The sequence below is a fragment of the bacterium SCSIO 12643 genome, from assembly GCA_024398135.1.
Lineage (GTDB): Bacteria > Bacteroidota > Bacteroidia > Flavobacteriales_G > Salibacteraceae > CAJXZP01.
The window spans coordinates 2584547-2605928 of the sequence record CP073750.1; the positions used below are offsets into that span (position 1 = coordinate 2584547).

General features: G+C 36.0%; 18 protein-coding genes and 1 pseudogene. 8 read left to right on the forward strand and 11 right to left on the reverse strand.

The annotated features are described in order from the left end of the window. Positions 1–190 precede the first annotated feature (190 nt). On the forward strand, positions 191–1831 hold the full coding sequence (locus KFE94_11025; GenBank protein UTW65206.1) for a DUF4139 domain-containing protein: 1641 nt from the start codon (positions 191–193) through the stop codon (positions 1829–1831). 177 nt (positions 1832–2008) lie between these two features. Then, entirely contained in the window at positions 2009–3742 is a 1734-nt protein-coding gene (locus tag KFE94_11030; GenBank protein UTW65207.1) for a DUF4139 domain-containing protein, read from the forward strand. A gap of 47 nt (positions 3743–3789) precedes the next feature. On the opposite strand, the gene KFE94_11035 is transcribed toward KFE94_11030, so the two are convergent. Further along, the gene (locus KFE94_11035) at positions 3790–4497 is read right to left on the reverse strand and encodes an RNA methyltransferase (GenBank protein ID UTW68258.1); all 708 of its coding nucleotides are present in this window, start codon (positions 4495–4497) and stop codon (positions 3790–3792) included. 134 nt (positions 4498–4631) lie between these two features. On the opposite strand from KFE94_11035, the gene KFE94_11040 reads away from it, so the two are divergent. Continuing rightward, on the forward strand, positions 4632–5114 hold the full coding sequence (locus tag KFE94_11040; protein ID UTW65208.1) for a PaaI family thioesterase: 483 nt from the start codon (positions 4632–4634) through the stop codon (positions 5112–5114). Between the two features lie 186 nt (positions 5115–5300). Here KFE94_11040 and KFE94_11045 read toward each other — a convergent pair whose 3' ends face one another. After that, positions 5301–6098 (reverse strand): 1-acyl-sn-glycerol-3-phosphate acyltransferase, encoded by a 798-nt coding sequence (locus KFE94_11045; protein UTW65209.1) that lies wholly within the window; start codon positions 6096–6098, stop codon positions 5301–5303. Positions 6099–6193: 95 nt separating this feature from the next. On the opposite strand from KFE94_11045, the gene KFE94_11050 reads away from it, so the two are divergent. The 4 genes from KFE94_11050 to KFE94_11065 all read left to right on the forward strand — a co-directional run bounded on the left by KFE94_11050 (position 6194) and on the right by KFE94_11065 (position 12880). Continuing rightward, positions 6194–7324 carry a beta-lactamase family protein gene (locus KFE94_11050; protein UTW65210.1) on the forward strand — a complete coding sequence of 377 codons (1131 nt, stop codon included), beginning with the start codon at positions 6194–6196 and terminating at the stop codon, positions 7322–7324. A gap of 100 nt (positions 7325–7424) precedes the next feature. Next, on the forward strand, positions 7425–10655 hold the full coding sequence (locus KFE94_11055) for a glycosyl hydrolase (GenBank protein UTW65211.1): 3231 nt from the start codon (positions 7425–7427) through the stop codon (positions 10653–10655). Positions 10656–11013: 358 nt separating this feature from the next. Beyond that, a complete protein-coding gene (locus KFE94_11060) occupies positions 11014–11781 on the forward strand; it encodes an SDR family oxidoreductase (GenBank protein UTW65212.1) in 768 nt (255 codons plus the stop codon). A 178-nt stretch (positions 11782–11959) separates the two neighbouring features. Next, entirely contained in the window at positions 11960–12880 is a 921-nt protein-coding gene (locus KFE94_11065; protein UTW65213.1) for an AraC family transcriptional regulator, read from the forward strand. A gap of 99 nt (positions 12881–12979) precedes the next feature. Here the strand turns inward: KFE94_11065 and KFE94_11070 are convergent, their stop codons facing one another. The 6 genes from KFE94_11070 to KFE94_11095 all read right to left on the reverse strand — a co-directional run bounded on the left by KFE94_11070 (position 12980) and on the right by KFE94_11095 (position 16594). Next, positions 12980–13648, reverse strand: a complete 669-nt coding sequence (locus tag KFE94_11070; GenBank protein ID UTW65214.1) for a DUF4386 domain-containing protein — start codon at positions 13646–13648, stop codon at positions 12980–12982. 70 nt (positions 13649–13718) lie between these two features. Next, the gene (locus KFE94_11075; protein ID UTW65215.1) at positions 13719–14483 is read right to left on the reverse strand and encodes an AraC family transcriptional regulator; all 765 of its coding nucleotides are present in this window, start codon (positions 14481–14483) and stop codon (positions 13719–13721) included. 98 nt (positions 14484–14581) lie between these two features. Then, positions 14582–14875: a DUF1330 domain-containing protein gene (locus KFE94_11080; GenBank protein ID UTW65216.1), complete on the reverse strand. Its 294-nt coding sequence runs from the start codon at positions 14873–14875 to the stop codon at positions 14582–14584. Positions 14876–14952: 77 nt separating this feature from the next. Beyond that, complete coding sequence (locus tag KFE94_11085; GenBank protein ID UTW65217.1) at positions 14953–15426, reverse strand: Crp/Fnr family transcriptional regulator; 474 nt, start codon at positions 15424–15426, stop codon at positions 14953–14955. Positions 15427–15450: 24 nt separating this feature from the next. Beyond that, positions 15451–15891, reverse strand: a complete 441-nt coding sequence (locus KFE94_11090) for an SRPBCC domain-containing protein (GenBank protein ID UTW68259.1) — start codon at positions 15889–15891, stop codon at positions 15451–15453. A gap of 118 nt (positions 15892–16009) precedes the next feature. Further along, positions 16010–16594 (reverse strand): Crp/Fnr family transcriptional regulator, encoded by a 585-nt coding sequence (locus KFE94_11095; protein UTW65218.1) that lies wholly within the window; start codon positions 16592–16594, stop codon positions 16010–16012. A gap of 799 nt (positions 16595–17393) precedes the next feature. Here KFE94_11095 and KFE94_11100 point away from each other — a divergent pair. Then, a pseudogene (locus tag KFE94_11100) lies at positions 17394–17909 on the forward strand (hypothetical protein). Positions 17910–18086: 177 nt separating this feature from the next. Here the strand turns inward: KFE94_11100 and KFE94_11105 are convergent. The 3 genes from KFE94_11105 to KFE94_11115 form a co-directional block, all read right to left on the reverse strand. After that, positions 18087–18491: a hypothetical protein gene (locus KFE94_11105; protein ID UTW65219.1), complete on the reverse strand. Its 405-nt coding sequence runs from the start codon at positions 18489–18491 to the stop codon at positions 18087–18089. 54 nt (positions 18492–18545) lie between these two features. After that, the gene (locus KFE94_11110; protein UTW65220.1) at positions 18546–19028 is read right to left on the reverse strand and encodes a hypothetical protein; all 483 of its coding nucleotides are present in this window, start codon (positions 19026–19028) and stop codon (positions 18546–18548) included. Between the two features lie 90 nt (positions 19029–19118). After that, positions 19119–21341, reverse strand: a complete 2223-nt coding sequence (locus KFE94_11115) for an NADP-dependent isocitrate dehydrogenase (protein ID UTW65221.1) — start codon at positions 21339–21341, stop codon at positions 19119–19121. Positions 21342–21382: the final 41 nt, after the last annotated feature.

Genomic DNA, 21382 nt, shown 5'->3' on the forward strand with positions numbered 1-21382 from the left:
AAGTAAAGCTTTTGATTAGGGTGTATCCATTTTTTGTGATGAAGGTGTTTTTTTTCGTTAAAAGCTGGATAAATCTCGTTTTATTTGAAGTGTCAAATGCTATTTTTATAGTTTGATATAAGAGCTGAAAATCGCGCTTTTTCGAAACGGCATGTTTTTTGGCTAACCGAACTTAAAATATAATCTGAGTATGAAAAAGGCATTGATTTTTGGTTTTTTATTCTTTTTGTTTACCCATGCATTTGCTGAAAAAAAGATAGTAGAAAGTAAGATTTCTAATGTAACCGTTTATCCGGTGGGAGCTATGGTGAACAGAACAGTAAACGTTAAGATTCCTACAGGAACACATACCATTGTATTGGATGCGTTAACTGCATCCATTGATCCAAATACCATACAAGTTGAAGGCAAAGGAAACTTCGATATTCTATCCGTGAAGTTTGAACACTTCTATCCGTACCAAACAACGAAACCAAAAGGAATCGAATTGATTGAAGACTCTTTAAAAATGTATAGAGATCAACGCTATCTTTTAGAAGCTGAAGACAAAGCTTTTGATCAGGAAAGACAGATGATTTTAGCCAATCAAAAAATTTCAGGGGCAAACTCTAGTGTATCTGTAGAACAGTTAAATGCAATGGCAAAATATTACAGATCGAGATTGAATGAGATCAGTAAAGAAAAGTTGAGAAATAAAAATGAACGAACCAAAGTAATCGCAGAAGAGAATAGACTCTCAGGTACTTTAGCTGGTATGAATAATTATAAGTATGAAAAAGTAGGACGCATTCTGGTAGAGACTTCTAGTAAGACTTTAACATCTGCTACATTTAACTTTTCGTATTTTACACATTTAGCTGGATGGCAACCGAAGTATAATATTAAAGCTAAATCAGATCAGGAGAATATTGATGTAGATTATCACGCATTGGTATATCAGAATACCGGATTGGATTGGAACAAAGTGGACTTGGTTCTATCGACTTCAAGACCTACTTACAATAATCAGAAACCAGAATTACATCCATGGTATTTGAGCTTTTATCAGAAAGGAGCCAAAGCGCAGGGAACCTATGCCTGGTCTTACGGGACAGCTCAGGTTGAAGTAGAGGAGGATATGGAGGCTACACCAGAAGCTGGAAATGTATATTATAATGATGGACAATATAAAAAACTAGAGAAAAGGAAGGATGCCAATTTTGTGGGAGCAGGTGTTTTGATGAATGCATTGAATACTTCTTACAAGATTGATCAGAAGTATACTGTGGTGAGTAATAATACGCAGAAACAGGTATTTATTAAGAACATAAAGATTCCAGCAATGTTTAATCATTATTCTGTGCCAAGTATGGAAAAAGAAGCCTTCTTAACGGCATCTATTGAGAATTGGGATTCTTATGATTTAGTACCAGGGAATGCAACACTGTTTTATAACAATACTTACGTAGGTAGATCGTATATATATTCGAATACAACTGATGATACCTTACAGATTTCTTTGGGAAGAGATCAGGGAGTAAAATTAACCAGAGATAAGGTGCAGGATTTGTGTTCGCATAAAAAGATTGGAAGCAATATTAAAAAGACATTTACTTATGAATTAGCTGTAAAAAACACGAATAGAGAAGAGATCACTATAGTGATCTATGATCGTGTACCTGTCTCTAAAATCGATAAGATTGAAGTTACGATTGGAGACATTGCAGGGGCGGAGTTAGATAAAGAAACCGGTATTTTAAAATGGACGAAAACCATTCCTGCGGGTGAACGAATGAGTTGGAGATTCAATTATGAGGTCAAGTATCCAAAAGGCGCTAGCATCAATCTGTAAGGATTGTTAGTTATAATCAAAAAAAGGGACTGATTTCAGTCCCTTTTTTATGGCATAAAATCGATAACCCAATTTTTCTATGGAATCCTACGTGTATATAAGTGCCCATTGAAATACCCTGTAATTATTAATCTTAATCGTGTTGCTATGAAAAAAATGTTGTTAACTCTAATCTGTATGACCTCACTAATACTCTATGCCAAAGAAGGTCAAAACATTGTAGAAAGTGAAATCTCAAAAATTACAGTTTATCCCAAAGGAGCGGTGATTCACAGAAACGCTCAGGTGGATTTAAGAAAAGGACTGAATACTTTGATCATTGATAATTTAACCACGACCGTGGATGTGCAAACATTGCAAATAGGTGGTTTGGGAGATTTTGAAATTCTATCGATGAAGTTTGAATTATTCTTTCCCTACCAAAAAACAAAACCTAAAGCACAGGAATTGATAGAAGATTCTTTAGAAATTGTTAGTGATGCGTTATTTATCTTAAAACAAGAAAAAGAAGCGCTTTATGAAGAGTATGCAATGATTTTACTCAATAATAGTTTGTCGAATGATCATGGATTTAGTGTTACAGAAATAAACGAAATGGCTAATTATTATCGTGAAAGGTTTCGAGATATTGGTGTTTTGAAATTAAGAAATCAGAAAAGAATAGACTCTACTATGATTCAGGAACGTAGACTGAAGTCTGAATTGGATAAAATTGAGCAATCCAAATTCGAACAGGTGGGGAGGGTTATTGTTGAGATCAATTCGGAGTTCAAGAGCAAAGCATTATTGAAGTGTAGATTCTATACACCAATGGCGGGTTGGACTCCTATTTATAATATTAAAGCAACAACCGGGAAGGATGAAATTGAAGTAGATTATAATGCTTTGGTGAGTCAGGAAACCGGAGTGAAATGGGATGAGGTCAGGTTGGAATTATCAACCACTAAAGCAAATTTGACCAGTCAAAAACCGGAAGTGCGCCCATGGTATTTGGATTATTATTCCTCTTATTCTTTGACGGAATATCATAATAAGTTAATTGATAAAGGAAATACATCGGTAAATGGAACTTATGTAGAAGAGGATTTTCAAAACATGGCGGTTAGATCAGCTACTGACGTAGCGAAAAATACAGCGGGTGTATATTCTGCTGATGGAGGTTCCGGGTATCTAGCTATTGGAGCAAGAACAGATGCAAACTATTATTATATTGATGGAATGAGGGTTTCTTCAATTCCACCTAATTATTATAGAACATATACACCTTCACAACCTAAGTATGCTACTGGTGAATTGGTGTTCAATGCCTTGAATACGACCTATGATATTGAGAATAATTACACCATTTTTAGTCATCAAAACCCAAAACAGGTTTTTATAAAGCAAATCTCAATTCCAGCGAGTTTTAATCATTATTCTGTACCGGGAAAAGAACGAGAGTCATTCCTGACTGCTTCCATCTATGATTGGGGTTCATATGATTTAATTCCTGGAAATGCGACTTTGTTTTATAACAATACTTATGTGGGAAAAACCTTTGTTTTGACTCACACGCTGGATGATACATTACAAGTTTCTTTAGGGAGAGATCAAAGTGTGGTAGTGGAGCAGAAAAAGATTTCAGGATTATCAACTACGAAAAAGACGGTGAAGAGCGTTAAGAAGAAACAGGTGTATGAAATCACAGCTCGAAATAATGGAAAGAGTGAAGTGGAGATAGAAATTTATGATCGAATTCCGGTTTCAAAAAGAAAAGAAATTGTAGTAACGGTTGAAGAACTGGCAGGCGCAGATTACAATGAAGAAACAGGAATATTAAAGTGGAAAAAAGTACTTAAACCGGGTGAACATTTGACCTGGAGAATAGAATATGATGTAAAGTATCCTAAAGGAAAAATCGTAAACATATAGTAGGGGTGTGAAAGTCGTGATCTATCGGTTTAGATTGCGGCTTTTTTCTAATCGTTTAATTCCCAACCCTGATCTGCTATAAATTTTTCAGCGATCATATCAGAACTTACGATGGACTTCATTGTCCAATCTAATAATAAATCTTGTCTTTCGGATTCTGATAATTTCCAATTGATATCACTTTTACGTAATCGGTTGATTAATTCATGAAGTAAGATAGCATTGGCGACTGATACGTTATAACTTTCAGTGAACCCATAAATAGGCATACTGATATAAGTATCTGCTTCTTCCATCACAAAATCCGAAATTCCTGTTTTTTCAGCGCCTAAAAAGAATGCGGATTTCTTAGAAATATCGAAATCGTGAATGGTATGTCCATCTTTATGTGGAGATGTTGCAACAATTTGATAGCCTTGACTACGCAAATGATCAATGCACATTTTGGCACCATTATCTACATCATCATGTTGCGTTTTAGTGACCCATTTTTCAGCTCCTTTGGAAATGATATTGGTGACCTTAGATTTGAAAGAGTCGCGTGGTTCGATCACATGGATATTTTGAATTCCATAGCCATCTGCGGTTCTAATAATGGCACCTGAGTTTCTTTCATAAAACAAATCTTCAATCGCCACACAAAAGTGATTTGTTCGATTGTCTAGTACAGAATGTAATCGTTCTCTACGTTGATCTTTCAAAAAAGTATCCATGTATGCAAAGAGTTCAGCTCTTTGCTTCGGATTCAATCGCATTAATATATGCGAAATATCTTTTCTTTTTTTGGGTGCGCTCATAGCGCGAATGTAGTCAAAGCCTTGTGATTCGGAATAATAAGTCGAACAAAAAATACCGAAGGAATTACAGCTAAAATTCTAATTTTGGCGGCATGCATAAGATTTTACGACTATACAACAGCATTAATAAGTATGGAACCCTGAATGAATTGGATCTGGAAGTAATAGGTCCTGGGCATATTAGATACATTATGCCCGTTCAGGAAAAGCATTTGGCTACTCCAATTGCGATTCATGGAGGTGTACTCTCTGCTATGATGGATGCTATTTTAGGAGTAGCTTCTTTATCGATGTCCTGTGAAGATGGGAAGCTGGTTTCCACGGTCGAGTTTAAGATCAACTATTTGGCTCCTGCCAGACTTGGAGATATTTTAGTTGGTGAGGGGAAGGTGATACAAAAAGGGAATCGTCTGATTATTGCAGAAGGAGATATCAAATTACAGGGCGCAGATAAATTTATCGCAAAGGGATTTGGAACTTTTTCGGCTTACCCGATTGAGAAAAGTGGAATTCTAGAACATTTAAATCAGGAGCAAAAAGAAATTTTGGGGAAAGAATATTTCCCGGATTTATAAGCAAACGACCTCCTTTTGTCATAGAAATATCAGCTTTTAGGCTTTAAAACCGTCTATACCGAAAAATGTCGTGCATCCAACATTTCGCATTCCAAAGATGCGGCATATTTGTATCATATATTTTTCTTGGATAATAATCTAAGGGTTATTACCTGAGGGTTCGGGTTAATGTGAAAGCCTCTTGTTTCAGACTTGAGGCTTTTTTTCTGCCGTACCGTTTCTGAGTTTCCTTTTTAATTTTTCAGGATAGAATTCCTCACTTTGCTCAATTGAATACATTACCTGATGTAAAATCGTATCAACATCATCTTCATAATTGATATTCAATGCGGGTTTAAATGTCATGCTGATTGTAGAACCTTTTTTCTTTACTAAAAGCCCTTTCTTGTCAAATGATCGTCTAAAACCATCAATGACAACAGGAATAACTACAGGTTTATGTTTTTTGATGATGTGTGCAGTCCCTTTTCGACCTCTTACATACGGTGTTGTCGTTCCTTGAGGAAAAGTAATTACCCATCCATCTGTTAACGCATCACCGATGGTATCAGAATCTGTGGTGTCTACTTTTAGGTTGGTCGCTTTTCCTTCTTTTTTCCAGGTACGTTGGACCAAAATACCACCAGCTCTGGTCATTACTTTGGTTAAAGCACTTTTCTTCATGGTTTCTTTAGCCGCTACGAAATACACTCTGAAGTTGGCGTTTAATAGGTGATAAAGCGGACCTAATTTATCTTTAAAACCGTTTTTAGCGCTAGAAATCGCGATGAGCATCATTGTCACATCTGCGAAATACGTTTGATGATTTGAAACAAATAAAACGTTCCGCATCGGTAGTTGACGGATGATTTCAGTTCCGTGTAACTTGACTGTAAACAGGTGTTTAAATCTGGTGTTGGCTACCGCGCCAAAAGCGATAAAGAGAATCCTCTTAAATAGGATGAGGTTTCCTAAAACGTCCCGTTTAAAAAGTTTATTTGACACAAATGGTGACTTAAAAAATTGGCTGTAAAGGTAAGAAGTCTGGTATTTTTAACCTCAAATTTTGTGGGCTTATTAATGATTTTACTTTTGCCGCCATGAAATTTTGGACAGGGATATTCTTGGTTTTATTTGTTTTTATTAGTGCTTGCTCTGGTGAATCAACTCAAAAACAAATGCAAGATACGGATGAAGAGAAAATTTTCATTGAGCCGGTATTTAAAAGTTTTGACACAATAATTAAAAAACAGATTGATCAGTATTTTCAATCTAAGCTCAGAGCCGGAGTTTTTAATGGGAATGTTTTGTTTTATAAAGAAGGCAAAATGTTCCAATCGAGTTATGGGGTGAGTAACTATATAGAGGAAACACCTTTGAATGATTCTTGTGTTTTTCAATTGGCGTCAGGATCGAAACCCATAACAGCAATTGCCATTATGCAATTGGTAGAAGAAGGTAAATTAAACTTAACCGATACCGTATCGCACATTTTGGAGCGTTTCCCTTATGATGGAATTACAGTTGAAATGCTTCTAAGCCATAGATCGGGATTGAGCAATTATATGTATATCACTGATTCGTTATGGCTAGACCAGGATATTCCAATTTGTAATGATAACCTGCTGGATAGTTTTATTGTAAAACAACCATTGCCATATTATCCGGTTAACAAGAAGTTTAATTACTGTAATACCAATTATTTTCTTTTGGCAGCAATTGCGGAAAAGGTTACCGGACGTGAGTTCGGTAGTTTGTTAGATGAAAAAATATTTGCCCCATTAAGGATGACAAAAACTCAGGTGTATAGTGATATGGATATGCGTAGTATTCCAAATCTGGCTATAGGAAGTGAGAATAAACGTTGGCACATTCCCGATTATTATTTGAATGGAGTTACCGGAGATAAGGGGGTGTATTCATGTACCGAAGATTTACTCAAATTACATTTGGCTTTACAATCCGGAGAAATATTGGATTCTGCGAGTATTCAAAATATGTATGCTCCGAGGTCTGATTTTAATTATAAAAATGGAAGTTATGGTTTGGGGTGGCGTATTGTGAAAGAACGAGAAAATTATCCTAGAATCATTTACCATTTAGGTTGGTGGCGAGGTTACAGATCCTATTTTATTCGAATTCCGGAGCAGGATATTGCTATTATTCTCTTGTCGAATCTATCCAGAGGGAAGTTTTTACCTAAAGATGATTTATTGGATTTAATCTTATAAACCCATAAAACTGTTTATTATTTAATCCGAACATCCGTAACAAATATCATTTGTAAATGCTTTGATCTCCATTATTTTTGATGACTTTCAAAATTAAATTATGAGAACAAGATATATGATACAAATGGCGCTGGCCATTTTATGTATCCCTCAAATGTTGTTAGCTCAGGTGGCTAAAGAAGATTTAGGGATTTTTAAGTTTAGAGAGATTGGCCCGGCTTTAACTTCCGGTCGATTAATTGATATGGCCGTAAATCCGGAAAATGTATCGGAGTTTTATGTGGCTTCTGCTTCTGGAGGTGTATGGAAAACCCAAAATGCCGGAGTGACCTTTAATCCGATTTTTGATGGAGAAGGTTCATATTCTATTGGTTGTGTAACATTAGATCCTAACAATCCACATACGGTTTGGGTAGGAACCGGGGAAAATAACAATCAGCGTTCCGTAGCTTATGGTGATGGTGTATATCGTTCTCGTGATGGTGGAAAATCCTGGAAAAAAATGGGATTAGAAAATTCAGAGCATATCGGAATGATTAAAGTGGACCCAAGAAATTCAAATGTGGTTTATGTAGCTGCATATGGACCACTTTGGAGTGAAGGTGGAGATAGAGGTCTATACAAGACTGAAGATGGTGGAGAAACCTGGAATAAGATCCTGGAAATCGATCCATACACAGGAGTAAATGAGGTGCATTTTGATCCTAGAAACCCAGATGTGATTTATGCAACTGCGCACCAAAGAATGCGTAAAGTATGGACTTATGTAGGTGGTGGACCTGGTTCTGCGATGTACAAAAGTACTGATGGTGGGAAGTCATTTCGTAAATTGACCAGTGGATTACCAAATGGAAAAATGGGTAGAATCGGAATGGTTGTGTCTCCAGTAAATCCGGATATTTTATACGCGATTGTAGAAGCGGAAAATGAAGCAGGTGGATTTTTCAAATCAACGGATAGAGGAGAGAGCTGGAATAAAGTAAATAAATACAAGACCAGTGGAAACTATTATCAGGAATTATATGCTGACCCGGTAGATGTAAACAAAGTGTTTATGATGGATACCTGGGCACATGTAACGTATGATGGAGGTAAGACGATTAAAAAATTAGGAGAGACAAACAAGCACGTGGATAATCATTGCATGTGGATTGATCCAACAAACACAGATCATTACTATATGGGGTGTGATGGTGGAATGTATGAGACATTTGATAATGCAAAGAACTGGCAATATTTCCCGAATTTACCGGTAACGCAGTTCTATAAAGTGGTTACAGATAACAATGTACCATTTTATGGTGTATATGGAGGAACACAAGATAACTTTAGTTTAGGAGGTCCTTCAAGTACAAGAAAGAAATCAGGAATTGATAACTACGATTGGTATGTGACCAATGAAGGTGATGGATTTGAATCTGCTTCTGATCCTGAAAATCCAAACATTGTATATGCGCAGGCACAATACGGATGGTTGGTGAGATATGATAAAGCCTCAGGACAAAAAGTACCAATCCAACCACAACCTGGAAAAGATGAACCAGCATATCGTTGGAACTGGGATGCTCCATTAATTGTGAGTCCACATAAAGCAACCAGATTATACTTCGCAGCGAACAAACTATTTAAAAGTGATGATCGCGGAAATACCTGGCAAACCATTAGTCCGGATTTAACCAGACAATTAGATCGTAATACCATGAAAATCATGGGAAGCGTACCAAGTGTGGATGTGGTAATGAAAAACCGCTCAACAACTATTTACGGAAACATCGTGGCGCTTTCAGAGTCACCTAAAAAAGCAGGATTGATTTACATCGGAACAGATGACGGATTAATTCAGGTGACTGAAAATGATGGTGGAGAATGGCGAAAAATTGAAGGGATCAAAGAAGTACCGGAACGGACTTATGTGAATGATGTAAAGGCGTCATTACATGATGAAAATGTGGTGTATGCGGTATTTAATAATCACAAAAGTGGAGATTTCAAACCATACATTTATAAGTCTGAAAATAAAGGAAAGTCATGGGTAAAAATGACCAATGGATTACCTGAGAGAGGTTCTGTATATAGTCTTGCGGAAGATCATAAAGATCCAAAATTACTTTTTGCTGGAACTGAATTTGGTGTATTTGTGACTGTAGATGGTGGCGCTAACTGGTTGCCGTTAAAAGGTGGTTTACCAACAGTAGCGGTACGTGATATCGATATTCAAAGACAACAAAATGATTTGGTGTTGGCCACATTTGGACGTGGTTTCTGGGTGTTGGATGATTACTCTGCATTGAGAGAAATCAACGCAGAAGCGAAAGGTAAAGACGCGGTATTCTTTAACAATAGACCTGGTTTGACATTCATTTATGATAGTAAATATGGATATCAGGGAACGGGATTTCAAGGCGCTTCTTTCTGGGTAGGTAAAAACCCGGCAATGGGGGCACGTTTTACTTATTTTGTAAAAGATGTTCCTAAAACGTCAAAAGCAGCCAGACAAAGTGCAGAATCAGAAGCACGTAAAAATGGTTCCGATGTAGTGTACCCAACTAAAGAGGCGTTAAGAAAAGAAGATGTGGAAGAAGCTCCATATTTCATCTTTGTGATTAAAGATGCAACTGGTCAGGAAGTAAAAAGATTCACAAAAGTAGCGCAAGCTGGAGTTCAAGCAGCGATGTGGGATGGTAAATGGAGTGAGTTTAATGTGAATAACTCTGCTTCACCATTAAGTAAAACCGGTTCGGCATATTTAGCTATTCCAGGAAACTATTCTGTAAGCTTGATTTTAAATGTAAATGATGAGGTGACAACTCTTGTAGAAAATCATCCATTTGAATTAACGGTTTTAAACTTAAATACTTTACAAACAGATCCAGCTAAACTAATTGCTTTCCAACGTGATTTAAATGCGTTGGATAGAGCTGCAAATGGGGTAAATCAGTATTATAAAAACGTAAGCGAACGAGTAAAAGCTGCTAAAGGCGCAGCAAGAGTTTCTACCAATGGTGATATGAGCGCGCTAAAATCATTACATGATTTAGAAGTAGAATTGCAAGCCATGAGTATCAAACTATATGGCGACAAAACCCTGGGGAAACATCAATTTGAGATTGAGCCAAGTACTATGGATAGAGTAGGGCTTGCAGCCTGGAGTAGTTATTCAAATCAAAATGAAAGCACGCAGATTCAAAGAAACGACTATGCGATTGCGAAGGAAGAGTTGAAAGCTATGATCGCGCAATTGCAAACAATCAATGAAAAGCTGGTAGCTATTGAGCGTGTATTAAATATGAAGGGAGCACCATATTTAAATAAAGAGCTTCCAAAATTGTAAATGCATTTAAATACTATTAAAAAAAGCCCTCCCTCCCCAATCATTGGGGAGGGAGGGCTTTTTTATGTCTTAACTTAAAACAGAATTATTTCATATTGTATAAATGTTTTAAAATCAAAAAATATGAGTGTAGAAGGATCTATAGCCAAATAATGGACTCCAGTCTGGTTAAAACCGCAGGTTGTTCAAATGACATTCAATTTTTAATTGTAATCTGTAATATGACTTCCCAATTCCGTAAAATGGCTTCGTGCCCCAATATCTCCCAATCTACTTTTGTCACAGTGAGTTAAAGAGGATCGAATGGTAGTGAAAGATCAACTATTTGACTTAAATGTTTAATAACAAAACGAAAATTATGACTGAAATTAAGAAATCAGCAATTATTACAGGTGGAGGTACAGGAATGGGGGCTGCCACAGCTAAAAGACTCGTAGAAGATGGTTGGGCTGTAACCATTTTTGGTCGTAGAAAAGCCAAACTTCAAGAAGTTATTTCGGACATCTCAAAACCCAATCAAACTCTTGCGGTACAAGGAGACGTGACCAATCGTGATGACGTCAATAGATTAATCAACGCCCACCTTGAAAAGTTTGGTCGTTTGGATGGCCTTATTAATAATGCGGCAGTAGTTGCAGGTGGTCCTATCGGTAATGTATCAATTGAAGACTGGAAACAGGTAATGGCAATAAACGTAGAAGGGGTCTTTAATACCATTAACATGTCTATCGAATATTTAAAGAAGGTAAAGGGATCAATTGTGAATGTATCCTCAGTGTCTGGAGTTCGTGGAGATTGGAATTTTAGTCCATACTGTGCATCTAAAGGGGCGGTGACGAACTTCACACATTCTTTAGCCCTTGAATTAGGAGCGCAAGGTATACGTATTAACGCTGTTGCCCCTAGTTTGACAGATACGGATATGGCTTCATTTGTAACAGAGAGTGACGAAATGATGGCTAAAATCAAGAATCGTATGCCATTAGGTAGAGCTGCTAAACCAGAGGAAATTGCTGCTCCAATCGCATTCCTTTTAAGTGAAGACGCAAGCTTTATCAATGGAGCAATTTTACCTGTAGATGGAGGAGTAATGGCTTCAAATGGTCAACCAAATTTTGCAGGGTAAAAAACGTAGTTCATTAAAAAGTCTCACTGCCCTAATCCAAAAATTAAGGTGGTGAGATTTTAAAGTTGTTACCTATTAAGAAATTAAGGAGGATCGTATAACTGAATATATCTAATTGGAGATGTAAACTAAGTGTTGAAGAAAACATCGTAATTTAGATATTCTAAAGACAAAGTGTATGAGCGAAACGGTTAAAATAAATTCTGTCGGTAAACTTCATGAGTTTTATGGGTATTCTGATAAACCGACACATCCTTTAATAACGTTGATCGATTTTTCAAAAATTGATTTGAACGCTATTAAAAGTGGTACACGCAAAATTTTTGGTTTTTATTCTATTGCCCTAAAGAAAGTCAAGGGAGCTGGGGTTATTTATGGACGAAAAGATTATGATTTTTCAGAGGCATCTCTTTTATGTATGGCTCCCGAACAGATGAGTATTGTAACCGATATTGAAAAAGAAGCTTTTATGGAGGGCTGGGGATTGTATTTTCACCCGGAATTAATTCGCTCAAGTCCGTTAAACGCTAAAATGAAGGAGTACACTTTCTTTTCATACAATATGAATGAGGCGCTTCATTTATCCGACAATGAAAAAAATACCATTTATTCTGTGGTTCAAACAATTTATGAGGAGTTTAGTGGTAAACTCGATCATTACAGTCACGATTTAATTGCTTCAAATATTGAAGTTTTACTTAATTATTGTAATCGTTACTATGGTCGACAATTTATAACTCGTAGTCACCATAGTAAAGGTATTGTGGTCCAGTTTGAAGAGATACTAATCGATTATTTTGAGTCAGATCAGGCAAAACAGAATGGATTGCCATCGGTTAAATATTGTGCGGATCAATTACACTTGTCATCAAATTATCTTGGAGACTTATTAAAGCAGGAAACGGGTAAAAGTGCAATTGATCATATTCACTATTACCTGATTGAAAGAGCAAAAAACTTACTATTAAATTCATCGGGTTCAATAAGTGAGATCGCTTATGATTTAGGATTTGAACAGCGTCAGAGTTTTAGTAAACTCTTTAAAAAGAAAACAGGAATGAGCCCGAAGTCTTATATAAATTCAGTGTCATCAAACTGATGATATCCAATATTTAAATAAAGAGCTGCCAAAATTGTAAAGGCATTTAAATACTATTTTGGAAAGCCTACTCTCCTCAATTATTAAGGAGGGTGTTTTTTATTTTGAATAATTGAGTCCTTTGAAAATTAACCAGAATGCGAGAGTGAGTTCTTGAATTCCGGTAGGTGCATTTAGCAATAAATACTCTGGAGTTATAATATCCATTCTCCCAAATAAGACGAGCAAACTGGCTAAAACGGATAAACTGCAACTGATGATTCCGAAAATAGAGAGCCAACGGGGAATTAGTTTGGATTTAATAAATGTGAGGTATAAAAATATGTTTCCAAGACATAAAACAACGACCATAAAAACATGATTAATATAGTCTCTCATAGATTTTAGTAAATGACCGATGATTTCATAGCGAGCTATGTTTGTTGATGGTAATTGAGCTGTGAAATCTTGACTCAAAATAAGTGTGGATAATAAAAGAAGCGTCCCCACAATGGATAAGGTTACGGCAATGATTCTAAAACTTAAGAATCCAAGAGACAGATGGGTATTAAAACCTCGAATGATAGGGTATAGTAGGATGGCGATCCCCATATATGTTAATGACATGAGTAATTGAAAAATAGCAGCAAGGATCACCTGGTTGAAATTTGCTGCTCCGAGAGTGAGATAATCGGTTGAATCAATAGCCGGTGCTACACTAAAAATACCGGCTATCATGCCCAAAAGGATAAGGCTCCCTGTGGCCTTTGAAATTTGTTTTGCGTTCATCTTTTATATATTCATCTGAGGATACAAGATTAGAATGTATCCGATTAGATGAATTGTAAAAAATGGACATCTATTGATTTAGTTTCCAAAAGTCTTGGGGACTGAATCCCGTAAACGATTTAAAATCATGAATAAAATGGGACTGATCGAAATACCCATTTTCATAAGCGACTTCGGTGAGGGTTTTATGACCAGGGAAACTCTTCAACATAGATTCAAAGCGCAAAATCCTGGAATATAGTTTAGGATTGAATCCAGAGAACTCTTTAAATCGCCTATTGAATTGTTTATGCGAAAGGTGATGTTGATCTGCTAATAATTCAATTTTTATCGCTCCATTCTGCTTTTTTATTTCACTAATAGCATTGGCGATTAATGGATCTTTTAATTTCTGATGATTGATTCGGTTTTCAAAGTAATTAGATAAGATTTGAATTCGCTTCGCTGTACTTTCAGCTGTAGCTAATTGATCATTTAGGTAATCTCCTTCCGAACCTAAAAATGTATTCAGAGAGATAAACTCTTGATTTAGGTCTGACGAAGGAATATTAAATAGCAGAGGAATAGCATATGAATAAAAGGCTACACCAATGAGATGATAAAACCCCGTTACATGATACTGAGCAGGTAGATGGGTATGACCTTGTATCACCGAAAATAGAAGCTCCGCATTTTGATTTGAACTTTCAAAAGCAAAAGTGATCTCGGTTAAACTACTGGCGATGGAATAGTGGGTGGTGTTTGGCTTTTGAACAGTATTATCCCAGGAAGCTACCCAAAAATGACTGATGTAGTTTTGGAGTTTTTGATTGGGAGGAATAACCTGATAATTCACTTGGTTGAATTTGCGTCTAAAGATATGTAACAGTAGGGTTATGTAAAACAAAAAGCCACTTCTAATAAGAAATGGCTTTTCATGAAATTGATTTCAGATTAAAATCCTTTTTCGAAAATGACAGAATCACTTTCACTCACCTGTTGGCGCCATTTTTTGATAGGTTGATAATCAGGATCATTATAAAAATCCTCAGCAGCTTGTTTAGAATCAAACTCTACAATCACCACACGACCACCAGGAACTTCCCCTTCAATCGTGCTTGGGTTTTCATCTACGGCCACAGTAACTCCTCCATGACGTTCTACAATTGGAACTGCTTTTTCGATATACTCTCTATTAAAAGTGTCCAAATCGTTTACTCTTACAAATGCTAGCATATATGCTTTCATGACTTCTTAATTTGTTGATTATTAATAAGCCAAAAGTATTTTGGGGTTAAAAGCTGTGCATTAATAAATATTAAGGATTAAGACGAAGAGCGGATTTTATCACCCTTGGCTTTACTGAGTGCTTCGGGAGTGACACCCAGATAAGATGCAATCATTCTTTGGGATACACGTTGCGTTAAACTGGGGTATGTTTTTATGAAATGTTCATAGCGTTGTAGCCCTGAATAACTCATCAACATGATGATACGTTTTTGAAGGACTAACATGCGATTCGCGATAGCTTCAATATTTCCACTTGCGGTATTTAATTCTTTATCTCTCACATTTATGGTAGAATCTTCTAACGCTTCAATAAAGAATTCACAGGGTTGACTGACCGGAACAGAGTCTGCAATAATCCATCCCTCAGGTGCAAACATGAAAATATGCTCTTTCCCTTTTTCATCAATGGTATAGCTTCTTAATAATCCTGAAATCACTTCATATACTTTGTCATTTACTTCTCCTTCATGTTGAAGAATCGTTCCTTTTTTAACGTTGATGGTTTTCATCTTTTGTCTGGTAAATGAAGTTTATTAAGACTCTGCTTTTTTCTTTAAGTCTTGTGTGAACTGCTCAAAAGATGCATCAAAAGAAGGAATTTTATTGGCAAACAATGGAAACATAAATCCTCCAATTTTTTCAGTCATGGTAAATAGAACCTGTCCATCCTTTTGTTCCAAAGTGTAGGTTCTTTGCCCCATTGCATCTCCCCAAACAAGTTTTTGATTTGGAACAAATTCTTTGACTTTAAGTTTAAAAGTACGTGTGGAGTCTAATGTGCTTTTAAGTCTGATTTTCTCTCCATCCTGAATTTCACCTTCAATAGAAATAACTGTAGAATTCCATTTCGGATAATCTGAAGCATTGGTCAATAAAGCCCAAATAATAGCTGGTTCCGCATTAATGGTTTGGCTAATGGTAGTCGTGCGGTTAAAAGTTTTTTTAATAGTGGTCGCTTTTCCGTTTTGAGCCATAACTGAAATACTTGTGATGAATGTGAAAAATAAGATGAGTCTTTTCATTTTTTGTTCAATAATTAAAATTCAAAAGTAGGTGTCTCGTTAAAAATCGCACTTTACATATGTTAAGAAATTACTTCTTCAGTTGTTTTCCTGCGCGAATTCTGGAAAGACTCACCGGAGAAATTTGAAGCATGGATGCAATGTCTTTTAAAGGCGCTACCTGAATAAATCTGGGGAACATATATTCAATGTATTGATAATTACGTGTAGCATCATTTGCAAGTAGATTTACAAAAACGTCAATTAATGTAATGTGGACATGTTCCATCAACGCGTTACCAAACAAACTCCAATTTTGAGATTCCCGGTACAAACGTTTTAGGTTCTTTCTGGAAATCATCATCACTTTGGTTTTCTCATAAAATTGGAGCGAAAACATAGAGGCTTCCTCATGGACAAAACTTTTGTATTCAGATATAAAAGTTTGCTCCGGTTTCATCCATAAAGTATGTTCCTGACCATCCTCTCCGGAATAATAACAACGGGTAATAGAACGATCCGCATAGAATAAATATTCTGTGATTTCACCAGCCTTTGAAATGAGTTCGTTGGCCTCAAATTCTTTTTCCTCAAAAAGTGAAAGTCCGAGTTCTATTTCTTCTGTGGTAAATGCGTCATTATACTTTAACAGTTCTTTGGTGATTTGTTGCTTCATAATTGTCGGTTTACGTGAGACTAAAACTAATGTTTTTCATAGGAACATTAAATAATATCGAATGCTAATGTTTAAATCATGTGAGCTTGAATAAAGAGGTCATAAAGGTGTATTTTTAGGGATTAATTGTGATCCGTTAAAAATTGAAATAACAATTCTTACAAGAACATAAACCAGGTGTATAAAGAAATTAAATTTAAAAAGAATCGAGTTATATTAGGTATACTTTTTTTTAGTTTGATGCTTTGTGTTTCAGTTTTTTTTGTCGTTAATCCTGAAATTTTTGTTAGAAATGTATTTATTAAAATCTGGTATATTCAGTTTATCGGACTAGCAGGAATAGTGTATTATTTGACTCTTCTGTATTCCTTTTTTAGAATTCTTCCAAGAAAATATGCGATTATAATTACTGATGATTATCTGATAGATAATTCGAAATATGAGTCATTAGGGAAAATTAGGTGGACTGATATTTCCAAAATTCAGAGACTAAAGAAAAGAAGCATTGAGATGTTTTTGAGAATGGACGGATACAAAACAGAAAAAAAAAGTTTTCTCAAAAGATTTCTGTCTATGCTGCATAACTGGAACTATAAAAAAAGTATTTTAATATCGAGTGCGTTAATGGAATGTAGTGTTGAGGAACTTTTTGACTTAATAGTAAGAACTTATAGATTGAATAAAAAGTTACAGGATGCCTGATTGGCTCAAAGAGATTAAGGAATACAGAAAAAAGCTTTTGGGTAGAACTCAAGTAGTTTAAATAATAATCAAAATAGAATTAGATAAATTAAAAGACATGGAAATATTAAAAATAGCTACAGAATAGGCCAAAGACGAAGTTTTTTCGTCAAAATTCTTTATTCTCTTCGGGATTATGTTTGTATTAGCCACTATAGGATTTTGGCAATTGGGAAAAACGGAAGTCGCAAAGGCATTTGTTTACCCAACTTTAGTTGCAGGTATCTTGCTATTGATGGTAGGCGTTGGAATTTTATATGCCAACTCATCCAGAGTACCCTGTTTTGAAGTCGCTTACAATGAGGATGCCTCTGATTTTGTGAAATCGGAGATCATACGTACCGAAAAAAGTATGGGAGAGTATAGGAACATTGTTTTTAAAATCATTCCTTTCATTATTGTGGCGGCAGCGTTGTTAATCGTTTTTGTGGATAAACCAATTTGGCGAGCAGCTGCAATTACCACCATTGCGATGATGGTGTGTATTTTGTTTGTGGACAGCAATGCCGATGCCAGAATCAAAGCTTACAAAAAACAATTGGAGTTAGTGAATGAAAGTGATGGTTCAAATTGATGTTGAGAGAGATAAGTTGTGATAAAACTTGATAGTTTAGTTGCTCAAAGACATGTTGCTGGCTCCAAACTGGTATTTATCATGGAAGTTTTGTTTGAATGGAATTTTTAGTCTAAGTAATTGAGCGACCTACTATGAAATGGTATACAAAGACAGTTTTTATGAAAGAATTCGTGATCAATTGATTATTTGTATATGTATGGAAGAGTTAGAAAAACATCCAGTATATTCTAGTTTATAGGTCTTATAATCATTTTTTAATAAAGTGAATCGTAAAAAATCTGAGAAGTCACCTTCCTGTTTTTGTATCAATACACTTTTGTTATTGGTAACTTCATATAAGTTGACGAAACCATATGTAGTAAGGATAGGAATAAATACAATTACTGAGTCATTTCCTGATAATCTGACTAGAATAGAATCTTGGTAATCATAAGCATTTGAGTCAGTTTGTATAAAAAGATAATTCGGCATTTGTTTGTAATACTCAATGGTCGTTTCCAATTTTTTTAAAGGATCATTTTGAGCTTTTGCGACTATAAAAATGAATAGGGATAAAGAAAGAATAAAAATAGATTTCATTGATTATATAGGATTTAATCTAAGGTATAACAGGCATTAAAGATAAAACATTCGTTAGTCATATAACCATTCAACGTCTAGTACATCTCGTAATCTATTTAAACTTTGTTTGGAGAGTACTTTAAAAGAAACCCCAACATAGAAATATCTAGTAAAAAAGACTAGCAAAAGCAGGAGCCCAATATTAGGCATTTGAGACTCTTCCCATCCTAAAAGTGGCGAAATCAGGGACAGAATAATAAGTACTAAAACGGGAATACCAATAAGAAGTTTAAATGCAATATGGACTTTAACCTGAACGAATCCTTCGTTATTATTTATTTCTCCAGTTAGAACGCAAAAAGCTCCAGTTCCAATTACAGAAGATATTATTCTAAATCGATTGTTATGTATATCTCCTATAAAAGATTTGTCTGTTCGTTTAGAGGCTAGAATATAAGATTCTTCAGTTCTTCTCCTTAATCTGTCAATCGTGTCTTCTTGAGAATCATGAAGAACGAATTTTCTTTTGGTTGTAGGGAAAAGTTCGAATTTCATTTAAATGATTTTAAAGGTCAAACATAATGTTTTATATAAAAAAAGCCACCCTCAAACGAGAATGGCTTTTCTTTTCAAAGAAATTTAAACTTAAACAGTTTCTAAAATGCTATTTAAAGTAGCACTTGGACGCATAGCTTTTGAAATTAAAGCATCATCACCAAAGTAGTATCCATCGATGTCTACCGGACTACCTTGTGCTCCGTTTAGTTCATTCATTATGGTCGTTTCCTGAGCAGTCATTTGCTCAGCGATTGGAGCAAATTGTGCTTTAAGTTCAGCATCTTTATCTTGATTCGCTAATGCTTGTGCCCAGTGCATAGCCAAATAGAAATGGCTACCACGGTTGTCAATTTCGTTCACTTTACGAGAAGGAGATTGATCCAGATTTAACAAAACACCGGTTGCAGCGTCTAAGGTTTCACCTAATACGGCCGCTTTTGCATTTCCGTGAACTTCACTAAAGTGTTCTAAAGAAACAGAAAGTGCCAGGAACTCTCCCAGAGAATCCCAACGTAGGTGACCTTCTTCAACAAATTGATCTACGTGTTTAGGTGCAGAACCACCCGCTCCGGTTTCAAATAATCCTCCGCCATTCATTAATGGTACGATAGATAACATTTTTGCACTGGTTCCCACCTCTAAAATAGGGAATAGATCAGTTAAATAATCTCTTAATACATTACCCGTAACTGAAACGGTATCTTCCCCTTTAATGATACGCTCCATTGAGAATCGGATCGCGTCTTTTGGCGCCATGATACGAATGTCTAATCCTTCAGTATCGTGTTGAGGTAAATATGTATTTACTTTTTGAATCAAATTAGAATCGTGAGCTCTGTTTTCATCTAACCAGAAGATAGCCGGAGTTCCTGTTGCTTTGGCACGTTTTACAGCCAGTTTTACCCAGTCTTGAATAGGCGCATCTTTGGTTTGACACATTCTCCAGATATCTCCGGTTTCCACTTCATGAGAAATTAAAACGTTTCCATTTCCATCTACTACTTCAACAGTTCCGTTGGCAGCAATTTCAAAAGTCTTATCATGAGATCCGTATTCTTCAGCTTTTTTGGCCATCAAACCTACGTTGGAAACGCTTCCCATTGTTTGTGGATCGAAAGTTCCATTTTCTTTACAGAAATCGATTGTTTCCTGGTAAATTCCAGCGTAACATCTATCCGGGATGATGAATTTAGTGTCCTTAGATTTTCCATCCGGTCCCCACATTTGGCCAGCGTTACGAATTGCTGCAGGCATAGATGCATCAATAATTACATCACTCGGAACGTGTAGGTTGGTAATCCCTTTATCAGAGTTTACCATTGCCATAGCTGGGCCGTTTGCAAATGCATTTTGCATATCTGCTTCGATCTCTGCTTTTTGAGTCTCAGGTAAAGTGCTTACTTTTTGGAATAAATCACCCAATCCATTGTTTGGGTTTACACCTAATTGCGCAAATGTATCCGCATGTTTTTCGAATACATCTTTGAAGAAAACGGATACCGTATGACCAAATAAAATTGGATCAGAAACCTTCATCATAGTTGCTTTCAGGTGAACTGAAAACAGTACATCTTCATTTTTAGCATCTACTACTTCCTGCGCTAAGAAAGATCTTAGTTTATTTCTGTTCATTACAGAAGCATCAATAATTTCACCTTCAATAAGTGTCGTGCTTTCTTTTAAAATGGTTGTGTTGCCATGCGCATCCGTATGTTGAATTTTAACAGCTGTAGGCGCTTCAATTACAACAGATTTTTCGCTTCCATAAAAATCACCTTCTGCCATATGAGCTACATGAGACTTAGAATCTTTTGTCCACTGCCCCATAGAGTGCGGGTGATTACGAACATAATCTTTAACCGCTTTAGGTGCACGTCTGTCGGAATTACCTTCACGTAAAACCGGATTTACCGCACTACCTTTTACTTTGTTATATCTCGCTTGAATTTCTTTTTCTTCCTCAGTATTTGCTTCAGCCGGGTAATCCGGAACTGCGTAACCTTTAGCTTGCAATTCTTTAATCGCAGCTTCTAATTGTGGAACAGAAGCAGATATGTTTGGAAGTTTAATGATGTTCGCATCCGGTTGAAGTACCATTTCACCTAATTCAGCTAATGCATCCGGAATTTTTTGATCATCGTTTAAATGGTCGGGAAAAACACCTAGAATTCTTGCCGCTAATGAAATATCTTTTGTCTCAAATTCAATTCCCGATTTTTGAGTAAAAGCTTTAACAATAGGTAGAAAAGATTGTGTGGCTAAAGCAGGAGCCTCGTCTGTTTTGGTATAAACAATTTTTGCTTTTTGCATGATGCGATATTTTTGAAGTTAGTCCTCTAAATATGAGTGAG